This is a genomic window from Patescibacteria group bacterium (genome assembly GCA_035529375.1).
In the GTDB taxonomy this organism is placed as follows: domain Bacteria; phylum Patescibacteriota; class Microgenomatia; order PFEM01; family JAHIFH01; genus DATKWU01.
The window spans coordinates 1-10,244 of record DATKWU010000019.1; the positions used below are offsets into that span (position 1 = coordinate 1).

General features: G+C 40.6%; 12 protein-coding genes. 1 reads left to right on the top strand and 11 read right to left on the bottom strand.

Translation table 11 applies throughout. The features are described from left to right. Positions 1 to 144: 144 nt before the first annotated feature. Genes VMY36_04760 through VMY36_04795 form a run of 8 tightly spaced genes read right to left on the bottom strand, consistent with a single transcriptional unit; the run spans position 145 to position 5,840 of the window. The gene (locus VMY36_04760; GenBank protein HUV43177.1) at positions 145 to 600 is read right to left on the bottom strand and encodes a prepilin-type N-terminal cleavage/methylation domain-containing protein; all 456 of its coding nucleotides are present in this window, start codon (positions 598 to 600) and stop codon (positions 145 to 147) included. Next, on the bottom strand, positions 597 to 1,127 hold the full coding sequence (locus VMY36_04765) for a type II secretion system protein (protein ID HUV43178.1): 531 nt from the start codon (positions 1,125 to 1,127) through the stop codon (positions 597 to 599). Before VMY36_04765 ends, VMY36_04760 begins: the two co-directional genes overlap by 4 nt. Beyond that, on the bottom strand, positions 1,124 to 1,666 hold the full coding sequence (locus tag VMY36_04770) for a type II secretion system protein (protein HUV43179.1): 543 nt from the start codon (positions 1,664 to 1,666) through the stop codon (positions 1,124 to 1,126). Before VMY36_04770 ends, VMY36_04765 begins: the two co-directional genes overlap by 4 nt. A gap of 25 nt (positions 1,667 to 1,691) precedes the next feature. Continuing rightward, entirely contained in the window at positions 1,692 to 2,225 is a 534-nt protein-coding gene (locus tag VMY36_04775; GenBank protein HUV43180.1) for a type II secretion system protein, read from the bottom strand. A gap of 2 nt (positions 2,226 to 2,227) precedes the next feature. Then, on the bottom strand, positions 2,228 to 2,911 hold the full coding sequence (locus tag VMY36_04780) for a type II secretion system protein (GenBank protein HUV43181.1): 684 nt from the start codon (positions 2,909 to 2,911) through the stop codon (positions 2,228 to 2,230). After that, the gene (locus tag VMY36_04785; GenBank protein ID HUV43182.1) at positions 2,887 to 3,705 is read right to left on the bottom strand and encodes a prepilin peptidase; all 819 of its coding nucleotides are present in this window, start codon (positions 3,703 to 3,705) and stop codon (positions 2,887 to 2,889) included. Before VMY36_04785 ends, VMY36_04780 begins: the two co-directional genes overlap by 25 nt. A 15-nt stretch (positions 3,706 to 3,720) precedes the next feature. After that, a complete protein-coding gene (locus tag VMY36_04790; protein HUV43183.1) occupies positions 3,721 to 4,254 on the bottom strand; it encodes a prepilin-type N-terminal cleavage/methylation domain-containing protein in 534 nt (177 codons plus the stop codon). A gap of 29 nt (positions 4,255 to 4,283) precedes the next feature. Next, on the bottom strand, positions 4,284 to 5,840 hold the full coding sequence (locus tag VMY36_04795) for a hypothetical protein (GenBank protein ID HUV43184.1): 1,557 nt from the start codon (positions 5,838 to 5,840) through the stop codon (positions 4,284 to 4,286). A gap of 79 nt (positions 5,841 to 5,919) precedes the next feature. Between VMY36_04795 and VMY36_04800 the strand changes: the two genes are divergently transcribed. Next, complete coding sequence (locus tag VMY36_04800; protein HUV43185.1) at positions 5,920 to 7,737, top strand: O-antigen ligase family protein; 1,818 nt, start codon at positions 5,920 to 5,922, stop codon at positions 7,735 to 7,737. 32 nt (positions 7,738 to 7,769) lie between these two features. On the opposite strand, the gene VMY36_04805 is transcribed toward VMY36_04800, so the two are convergent. The 3 genes from VMY36_04805 to VMY36_04815 all read right to left on the bottom strand — a co-directional run. Beyond that, positions 7,770 to 8,351: a type II secretion system protein gene (locus VMY36_04805; protein ID HUV43186.1), complete on the bottom strand. Its 582-nt coding sequence runs from the start codon at positions 8,349 to 8,351 to the stop codon at positions 7,770 to 7,772. A gap of 27 nt (positions 8,352 to 8,378) precedes the next feature. Then, a complete protein-coding gene (locus VMY36_04810) occupies positions 8,379 to 9,584 on the bottom strand; it encodes a type II secretion system F family protein (protein ID HUV43187.1) in 1,206 nt (401 codons plus the stop codon). Next, positions 9,581 to 10,244 (bottom strand): ATPase, T2SS/T4P/T4SS family (locus VMY36_04815; protein ID HUV43188.1); only part of this gene is annotated, 664 nt, incomplete at its 5' end. The genes VMY36_04815 and VMY36_04810, both read right to left, overlap by 4 nt.

Here is a 10,244-nt window from a genome sequence, read left to right on the forward strand (position 1 = left end):
TTGGCGACGATTAAAATCCTGGTAATAAGCAAAGCCAGCAGTGACAAGGAGGCCAATAACCGAAATGACGACGAGAAGCTCAATGAGGGTATATGCAAGCTTATTTTGATATCTGATTCTCTTCATTAACCATTAACTTCCAACCTAGGGTTGACAGACTTTGTAGTTACAGGCATCTTCGTCGGTACAATCTCCACCACAAACTCCTGTCCCCGAACAATGATCTTCTCCAATCCCTTCAAGATAGGCACAAAGAGTGTAAGTGTGATCGCTGGCAGCATCACTATAATAAAGATAATCAAAAGAAGAGAGAGGGTCAGTTGGAAGCTCAGCCATATAAGTTATTCCCACACAATCTGATCCTGTTGGCCCTGTTAATGAACCACCTGAAGTGAGACCCAAAGAATCTGGATATTTGCCACAGTCGGCATGGTACATTTGAAGCGCTGACCTAATCTGTTCTAAATCAGCCTTTCTCCTGCCGTTTCTGGCTGTTCTCCGAACGCCTTGATAAGAAACCAACATTATTCCCATTAAAATTCCGATGATAACTATTACTACCAAAAGCTCGATTAAAGTAAAGCCTTTTTTCCTCATCATAAAAATCCACAATCGGTCGCCCCTGGCGTACCGCTATCTGCCTTTTCACCCAGTCTTCCATCAGAGCAAACATACCAGAAATTCGTTGTGCTCCCTGAACCAGTTTCTGTTCTTACATAGAGAATATAATGGGTAGCATCATCCATTCCGGCAGTCCCATTACTTAAATAAAAATATTGATAAGTAGTTGATCCTACTTCTTGACGGGGATCTTGGGGACAAGCTGACATATAGTCTCCACTTGTTAAACTTGTACAAGGCTCTCCAGCGGGGTCTGAGGCATCATCAGCAGAAAGTCGAACCGGATAAGTTCCCCCTGTTTGAGAAGCAAGATTTTCTAAAGCAATCCTGTATTGATTCAAATCCGACTTCCTTTCCGCATCACGAGCACTTTTTTCTGCCATCCCATAACGAGAAATCATCAGAGTGGCTAAAATACCAATAATGGAAATCACTACCAAGAGTTCGATAAGGGTAAACCCTATTCGCTTATTACTTATTGCGTATTGCGTATTGCGTTCTTTCATGGTTCCCCCCTAGTAATACTTGCCGGTGGCGCAGGATCTCCTGAACAATAGGTATTCTTGGTACCATCTTTTTGTTGATCAGAGGCGTTTTCAAGACAAACGATTAAGGTATACTTCAGACTATCAGCCGCATCAAGAGCATAGGAATAATCTGGCCAATCACCAGTACATTCCCAATCCCCTAGGGTTTCGTTATAGCTACATTTCGGGTCGTGGGGCACATCCTGCATATAATCAGTTTCAAGCGCTCCTTCCAGAAAAGATATATATCCGGTTCCAGTGGGATATTCAGGCGGCTTTTGGCTATTTTTATACATTTCCAGCGCTTTCTGAATCTGATTGAGATCGCTCTTTCTCCTTGCGTCCCGGGCTCTTTCTCGAATCCCACCAATATTAGCAATCAACAGAGTTGCCAGAATACCAATAATCGAAATCACCACCAGTAATTCAATGAGCGTGAACCCACGCTCACAAGCTTTGCTTATGTGCGTGAAACCAAATTCCCTTTGTCGGATTGGATTTTCTTTTGTTTTTTTCATTTTAAATTCCTAATTATCGATTATCTTATGGTATCGGCGTTGGCTCCGGCGATGTGTTAGCGCTAGAAATACCAAAGTTATAATTACTAATCACTCCGCAAGAAACATCTAGCGTCGCCTCAGGATCATTCTCATTTTCTAATATAGCATAAAGACGATATAAATTTCCTTCCGAATAATAACAATAAGAGTGGGAAGGATCACTTAAAGGATCACCAGGCACCATACTCATGTAAACCGTGTTATTCTCATCACAAAACTCGCGTTGACCTGGGTCGTTCCAAGTACAAGCTAAGTCCCCATCTCCACAACTACATGCCTTTATCATTCCACTAGAATCACTATCAGGATAACCAGCATAATCATTATAATAAGCTTCAAGAGCATTACTAATCTGGCGCAAATCAGATTTTCTCTGGGCGTCTCGAGCCTTAATTTGCGAAGTCCGGAAATTACCGAGAGTGACCACTGCTAAAATTCCCAGAATCGCCATCACCACTAAGAGTTCAACAAGAGTAAAACCAAGTTTTTTGTTTTTTGTCTTTTGTCTTTTGTTCATTTTCATTCTTCTGGCGGGCAACAATATATTTCTGTTCCATAACATTCAATGTGATCTACTGTTGGCCCAGCACAACAGCCTATTACACCGCAAAGAGGCACATCACAATCACTACCACCCATTGAAGGTCCCCCATCCCAAGGTCTCCCACCAGCGCATTTTTCTGCACAACACTCTAGATTTTCTCCAGGACTAGAAACTCCGTAGCTAAAGACGCATCTTAGATCAAAATCGGTCTGAGCATCGCCTCCAGGTCCACAACCCACACCACAACCTACTTCGACAATCTCTGAATCTTGTTGCCATTCTAATTTAGTGTAAATCCAATACTTATCACAATCATCTTTTAGACGATAGTATTCATAATAGTCTCCTGTATCAGGATCTTTCGGTTCTTCACCGATGTAATCTCCATCAACTAGGTCTTGTAGGCTTTCTGGGTAACAATTATTATCATTGTAATAATCTTCAAGGGGATTTTTTAGCTTCTGGAGATCTGATTTGCGGCGCGAATCCCGGGCTTTAGCCTGCTGAGTCCAAGGCTTGAAGGCCGCTAGGAAAACTACCATTAAGACCGCCAAAACCGCAATCACAATGAGGAGTTCAGTAATGGAGATTCCTCGCTTCTTGTCCTTCGTAGCCTTGGCGAAGGAGGGTTTCCTTAAAATAAATGGGCAGTCAACCATCTGATAATTTCTTCACCCCAAAAAAGGGCGATTACCGTTGCTCCTGTCAAAAAAGGACCAAAGGGAATTTGTTCCCCAAACTTCTTTTTCTTCGCTAAAATCAGTATGACACCTACAAAAGCGCCTGTCAAGAAAGCGAGATAGAAGGCGAAAATCACTTTTAAAGGACCAAGAATTAAGCCCATCAAGAAGGCTAACTTGACATCACCAAACCCCATGCCTTTGCCTCGGGTAATGAGATGAAGGATTAAAAAGAATAATCCCGCGCCGAAGGCAGCGAAAAAGTGATTAGTGATTAGTGACTGGTGACTGATGATTTGATATAACAAGATAATCAAAATAGTAGGATAAATAATCTGGTCAGGAATAACTCGGTGCTTTAAATCAATGAAAAAGATAACAATCAGAGAAGAGATAAGAAATAAGTAATAGGTAAGAATTAGTAAATAACTGGAAATAAGCAAAGCTTGTTGCTTCGCAATTGGCAATTGGAAATTGGAAATTGCTTGCTTTGGGATTAAATTTAGCGTGGTTAAGAATAAAATCCCTGTTATCAACTCCACAACTGGATATTGAAAACCAATAGGGGAGTGACAAGAACGGCATTTGCCTTTAAGAAGGATAAATGAAAGCAAGGGGACATTATCATACCAGGAAATTTTTTTCTTACATTTAGGACAGAACGACCGACCCGTCAGTCTCAGAGAGCGGGGGAGACGGTAGATAAGAACATTAAGAAAGGAGCCTATACTCAAACCTAAAATGAAGATAAAAGAAAGAAAAAATGCCTCCACCCCTTCAGTATATCACTATTCCTGGCGGAGACACCAATAACACTCTTCTCCAGGGTCGGGGCAGCCTTCTTTCAGGGAGCCGTCAAAGCCATATCTTGTTTCTTCATCAACACTCAAAGACTTTGAGCCTGGATCAAAGCAGACAATCACCTCTGGCGGATTAGTCTTAGCAGTTAAATAAATCTGGCGGTTATTTTTATCAAGAGCCTCATTAAATTCCGGTTTTAATTCACCCTCGCTAATTAACATCTGGGTGTAACCTAAAACAGGCTCCTTATCGAAAGCAAGAGATGAGGGAGGGCTGCTTTTCCAAGCCATTTCACCATGGTTGGCATAATAACGAGTACAGGCGTTAATATACTCAATCGCCACATTTTCCGCATTACTATCTTGAGTCCTGTGAAGATATTCAAGGGGATTAATTATTACTATCAAAATAGCTACTAAAATAGCCAAAACAACAAGAGTAATTAAAACCTCGCTTAGGGTGAGGCCTTTAGACAAGGGAGTAAGATCTTTCGATGAATTCAGAGCTAGCTTACTCTTCATAGTGAGATATTTTTATCATAACATAAATGTCATTTCTTAACTAAAATAACTGAAATTTCATCAGCGTAAATTTCCCTCCATTTGCCGTCTCTTTTCAAAAAATCCTCAAAAAGAGGGTTACGATGATAAAGAATCCAACTAATGTCATACTTCTCTAAAACTTTCTCCCAGCCTTCTTTGAGATCAGTTACAGTTTGATATTCAGTAAAAATCGGCTCTTCGGGGACTCTCCCATCAATAAAAACAGGATATTCTCTCAGCTCCCAAATTAAAAAGCCCCCCCAATTATAGCCATTAAACATCTTACCAAAAGGCTTTTCTTTTTTGATAGACTCTATCGCCTTGCAAGGATAATTCATCAACTGACAATAAGACGGGGAGGTAACTGAAGAACCGGCATTTAATATTGTCCTCGTATTAGCCGTAATTTTTGGGATTGAAATAACTAACATCACCACAACCGCAAGAAAATTTAAAAATGGTAGAAAGGGCTTCAACTTTCGAGCACGGAGATAATCCTTTAAGACAACAATCATTGCCGGAATGAAGATTAAAAAGAAAAAGGGTTTGTTTCTCATCGATAAAGTAGAAAAATAAATGAATATTGGCAGTAGGACTAAATACTTTACATTCTTTTTCGAAATTGGTTTTATGATAAATATGGCTATTGAGAAAATAATGCCTAGAAAAAATAAAACCCCAGATAAATCCAAAAAGGTTGGTGGTAACCATTCATTGATAGACGTCCGCACCTCCCCTTTAAAAGAGGTTTGGGTAGCAATATTAACTGGTAATAAAAAAGCCTTAATCAATTCAAAAGGCAGCAGTCCCTCAAATTGGCCAGCATGAGGCCTAATATTTGCAAAGCCGAAGGCGAACACAAGTATTAAGGCAAAGACTAATATTTTCTTCTTCATTCCAGCAAGTCGTGGTAATGAAAAAATAAGCTCTAAACATAAAAAAACCACTAACAGAAACAAACCAAGGAAAAAACCTGGATGAACATTAGCCCAAACCAAAAAAATCGGGGGAAGAATGTACAAATACCTAAATTTTTTGCTTTCACTATATTTAATCAAAATGACAACCGTTAAACTAAATAAAACCCAGCTTATGTTCTGTGGTCTTCCACCAATCTCAATCACCGACATTGATCCCAAAAGAGCCCAGGTAATGAGAGAAAATTTACCAAAAAAGCTCCCCGGAAGAAAGATGGCTGGAATGAAAAAGGCAAAAGTCGTTAAAAAGCCAAAGAATAAAGCAAATCTCAAAAAAGGCCACTGAGAAAACAGGGAAAAGGAAATTACGTCTGTTAACCACTCAGTATCAGTTATACTTTGGCCGTAAAAAGAATGTGAGAAAAAATCATTAACTGGAATTGTCCTGCTTTTTATAATTTCCTCTCCATACCGTAAATGCCAACCGAGATCTGGATCTCGAGGTAAAGTATAGTTAAAAGAAAAAATAAAAAGGAATAAAGAAAGAAAGAAAATAAGCGAAAACAGGCTTGTACCAGAAAATTTCTCAAAAAGTGGTGAAAGTTTGTTTAGGCGTGTTAAAAAAAATTTTCGTAAACCTGGCTTCATGAGACTACGCATGTTGACCTTCTTTTAGGTATACTTTAATACTCTATCATAGTATCATAGTGCATGTGGAGAAAAACGAATGAAGAAAGAAAAGCTTATACGAATTCTTTTTCTCATAAGCATTTTCTTTCAGCTCATATTTTACCATCTCCCAGGTGAGATTAAACTTCCTTTATTCGTCCTTTGTCTTTTCTTCTTGACTCTCCTTCTCGCACAAAAATCTTCTTTACGTCTTCCAAAATACTTCTCCATTTTCTTTCTGTTTTATCTTTTAGCGGTTTTTTTCTCTAGTCTAGCTTCTCCCAGCTCCTTTACCGCTACTCTCAAATTAAGCGAGGTCTTAGGAATTTTCCTTCTAGTAATCGTAGGTATTAATTTTTTTTCTAAAACTAACTTCTTTCTCCAAACACTTAACGTTCTCATCTTTCTTGGCTCTCTTGCTACTTTAGATGGTATTTTCGAATTTACTAGTCGTTCAAAAGCAGCGAAAATCCTACCTCTTTTTGAACCTTTCCACTGGCCCAATCTCGCTGCCTCATTCATGGTTTTGATTTTTCCCCTGACTTTAGTCCTTTTTTTAAAAAGCGGAGTAAAGAGTTATAAAAAAATATTCCTTTTTTCCAGTCTTTTTCTTTTAGCTTGTGCCTGGATTCTTAGCCAAACTTATATTGTTGTTTTCATTCTGATTATCATCTTTCTCTTCTTAGCCTATGTCTGGTCCACTAAAAACATACCTCAATCCTGGCGCAGGCAACGAAAAGGAGCCATTCTCCTCTTCCTTTTACTTGCAGTCACTCTTCCTAATCTTTTACCTTCTTTTAGCTTCCGCTCCATCCCTGATTCTATTGGTCTATTCCAAGACAGTCTGTTTTTCCAAGAAAGAGCTGATATCTGGCGCTTTTCTGCCGAAAGCATCAAGAACAACCTCTGGCAGGGGATTGGGCCGGGAAACTTCGGGCCTGTTTATCGGCAAAATCTAATTAAACCTTGGGTGTGGGCAGATTACGCCTCGAACGAACCCCTTCAGACTGGAGTAGAAACTGGTCTCTTTGGCTTTTTAACCCAACTGGCTCTCTTTATCTATTTAGCCATCGTTGCCATCAGGAAAATATTGAGTTTCGTTAAAGAGAAAGAACCCCTCTCTTTAGCTGTCGCTTTGTCTGTTCTTATATTTTTGATTTTAAGTTTTACTAATAGTTCCCTAAGGGTTTTCCCACTTCAGATAATCTTTTTTCTTTTAGTTTCATTTTTAATGAAAGACGTATCGGTCTGGCAAATAAGGAAAGGCTCTCTAAGTCTAATTATTCTCCCGTTCGTTTTTCTATTTTTTCTATTTTTTCTAGATAGTCTCAATCTAAGAAGGGGACAGCGAGCCTTTCTCGAGAGAGACTATCCTCAGGCCGAAAAGATTCTTCTTGCTGCTAGCCAAAAACCACTCTTTTTCCTTAACCCTAAAAGCTTCTATTATTTAGCTACCCTCAAACTTGAAACTGAACAGCCACAAGAAGCAATTTTCTTTCTGGAGAGATTAAGAGTTATTGATCCACTTAATCTCGAGATTGACTACCAAATAGCAGAAATCAATTACTCCCAATACCAACTCGTAGAGGCAGAAGAAATTCTAAGCCAAGCCCTTAAGAGAAATCCTTTCCTACCACCTAAATATTATCTTGGCTTATACAAGGCCCAATTCGAACAAGGAAAAGAACAAGAATCACTAAAAGCACTTATTGAAGTGAAAAAAAATTATCCTCTCGAAACAGAGGTATATCAAAGAGGACAATATATCTTATCAGCCACAAACTACCTCCCTGCGCTTGTTGAAAGCACTAACCTCCTCTACCAACTGACAGGTGATGTCGAATTTTTACCACTTATCCCCACCACCTGTCGTTAAGTATCTACTCTTTCCTTTATTGTCAAGATATATTACCGCGGGATGCAGAAAAAACACGAGGAATCAAGATTGGCATAGGTGACATTTGCCCCATCACAACTATTGTCCCAAATATTTGTCACACTCATATTGGCGTTGGCCCTTTTTGCCTTAGAGGTTGGAACCCAACAAGCGTAAACCGAACTTGAGGCCCCATCTTGCTTAGCTAAATAAAGCAGATCAGTCTGTGCGGTCGCAGTAATAAACTTCCTGTTTCTAAATTCGGACTTAAGCTCGTATTGCTCTAGCAAAATTCCATTAGCAGCGCAATTTCCTCCACAAATTCCAACTTCTTGGACTTGGGCATTAGTCAAAGCTAAGTTGCTATCATTAGTAAATGCGTTATTAACCGTTACCCAAGGAAACTCCTCCTGTGTGGCATAATACCTGTCAATCGCTGCCAAAAGCTGTGAGGCGTCTGACTCCATGCCTGTGTCCCGAGCACGGTTAAGCTGCTCAAGCGGGTTGATGGCGGCCAGAACGGCCACGGCCAAAACTCCGATAAGAGCGATAACAATCAAAAGCTCAACCAAAGTGAACCCTTTTGCCATTAAAAAACGGGCAGTTTTCTTCATATTTTTTTAATTTCACCTCCCTTCTTTCTAAAATGATGTCGTTAAATTGTATATCGGTAAAATCACGGCAATTATTAAAAAGCCAACTCCTAACCCCAGTACTACCATGATAAGAGGCTCAATCGCAGTTGTCAAGCCTTTAACCATCTCCCCTGATTCCGATTCAAAATAATGAGAAAGTTTGGTTAAAACCTCGTCTAATTTTCCCGTCTCCTCACCCACGGAAATCATGTGGGGCACAACCGGAGGAAATTCTTCAAATTCGGCTAAAGTCCCCCCCAAAGGCAAGCCTTTTTCCACCTGTTTAGCGGCAAACTGCAGTTCTTCCAGATAAATCGTATTATTGGCAGCCCGAGCGACAATATTCAAACCATCGATAATCGAAATCCCCGTACTCACCAAAAGACCAAGTGTCCTCGTCACTTCGGTCAAAATCGTCATCTTTTGTAAATTTCCATAAATTGGCAACTGAAGCTTGAGCTGGTCAATCTTTTTCTGCCCCAGCGGCGTTTTTTGAAAGCTTCTAAGGGAAAAGACCGCCACACCTCCTCCGATTAAAACTATCCACCAAAACCGAGTTGCCAAATCAGAAAAAGAAATCAAAATTTTCGTCGGTAAAGGCAAATCTGCCTGAAATTCCTCATACATTCCTAAGAGTTTGGGGATAACAAAAATCATCATAATCGTGCCGACAATTAACATCCCGACGACGATCACCATCGGATAAATCATCGCCCCTTTGACTTTACTTTTGAATTCTTTTTGTTTTTCCAAATTTTCCGCCAGCCTGTTTAAAACTTCGTCCAAAACCCCGGCCGCCTCACCAGCTTTGACTAAAGCCACATAGACATCATTAAAAACCTCATGATGTTTCTCTAAAGCCGCCGCTAAGGTTGAACCCCCTTCCACCTCTCTTAAAACATCGTCAATCACCGAAATTAGAGATGGAGACGATTGTTCCTTAAGGATTCTTAAAGCATCGGCGACGGTTAAACCGGCGGTAATCATCGTTGAAAGCTGACGAGTAAAAGTGGCTACCTCTCCCGAACCTATCCGATGAACAAACTTAGTGGAGAACATTTTGAGAAGATCTTTTTTAGTTGGTTGAAGGGAAAATAAAACCAAACTCTTACCCCGAAGGACTAAAGCCGCTTGCTTCTCATCCGTCGCTTCAATCGCCCCTTTAACGGTTTTTCCTTCTTTGTTCTTGGCTTTATAATTATATTTTCTCACGCCCCCCTCACGTTCCTCATCAAATCTTCAGGCCGAAGAGCATAAGCCCGGGCCGTGTCAAGGCTAATCTCTCCTTGCTTAACTAAACGGGCTAAATCCGTCTCCAAAGTCATCATCCCTAAATCCACCGAAGTTTGGATAATATTGTCAATCATGTGGGTTTTGCCGTCGCGAATCGAAGTTCTCACCGCCGGCGTGGAAACCATGATTTCACTGGCAACCACTCTTCCTCCCCGCAGACAGGGAAGCAAGCGTAAAGATAAAACCGCCTCGATAGACAAAGAGAGCTGCATTCTTACTTGAGATTTTGAATACTCAGGGAAAACGTCGACAATCCGGTCAATCGGTTGGGCGGCGGAATTAGTGTGGAGTGTGGCAAAGACTAAATGACCGGTTTCGGCAATCGTCAAAGCCGAGGAGATGGTTTCGTAGTCTCGCATTTCACCGATGAGAACGACGTTCGGGTCCTCGCGGAGACTAGAACGAAGAGCAATATTCCAAGAGTGGGTATCGGCATGAAGCTCTCGCTGGGAAATAATTGATTTTTTAGGGCTTATAAGAAACTCAATCGGGTCCTCAATGGTGACAATATGCTCGGCTCTTTTCTCGTTAATTTCGTCTAAAATCGCCGCCAGGGCGGTCGATTTTCCGTGCCCAGTC

Bases quoted from the DNA above. Each gene is read 5' to 3' on its own strand.
- VMY36_04760 (HUV43177.1), bottom strand. From the start codon at position 600: ATGATGAGGAAAAAAGGCTTTACTTTAATCGAGCTTTTGGTAGTAATA.
- VMY36_04765 (HUV43178.1), bottom strand. From the start codon at position 1,127: ATGAAAGAACGCAATACGCAATACGCAATAAGTAATAAGCGAATAGGG.
- VMY36_04800 (HUV43185.1), top strand. From the start codon at position 5,920: ATGAAGAAAGAAAAGCTTATACGAATTCTTTTTCTCATAAGCATTTTC.
- VMY36_04780 (HUV43181.1), bottom strand. From the start codon at position 2,911: ATGGTTGACTGCCCATTTATTTTAAGGAAACCCTCCTTCGCCAAGGCT.
- VMY36_04795 (HUV43184.1), bottom strand. From the start codon at position 5,840: ATGAAGCCAGGTTTACGAAAATTTTTTTTAACACGCCTAAACAAACTT.
- VMY36_04790 (HUV43183.1), bottom strand. From the start codon at position 4,254: ATGAAGAGTAAGCTAGCTCTGAATTCATCGAAAGATCTTACTCCCTTG.
- VMY36_04775 (HUV43180.1), bottom strand. From the start codon at position 2,225: ATGAACAAAAGACAAAAGACAAAAAACAAAAAACTTGGTTTTACTCTT.
- VMY36_04805 (HUV43186.1), bottom strand. From the start codon at position 8,351: ATGAAGAAAACTGCCCGTTTTTTAATGGCAAAAGGGTTCACTTTGGTT.
- VMY36_04770 (HUV43179.1), bottom strand. From the start codon at position 1,666: ATGAAAAAAACAAAAGAAAATCCAATCCGACAAAGGGAATTTGGTTTC.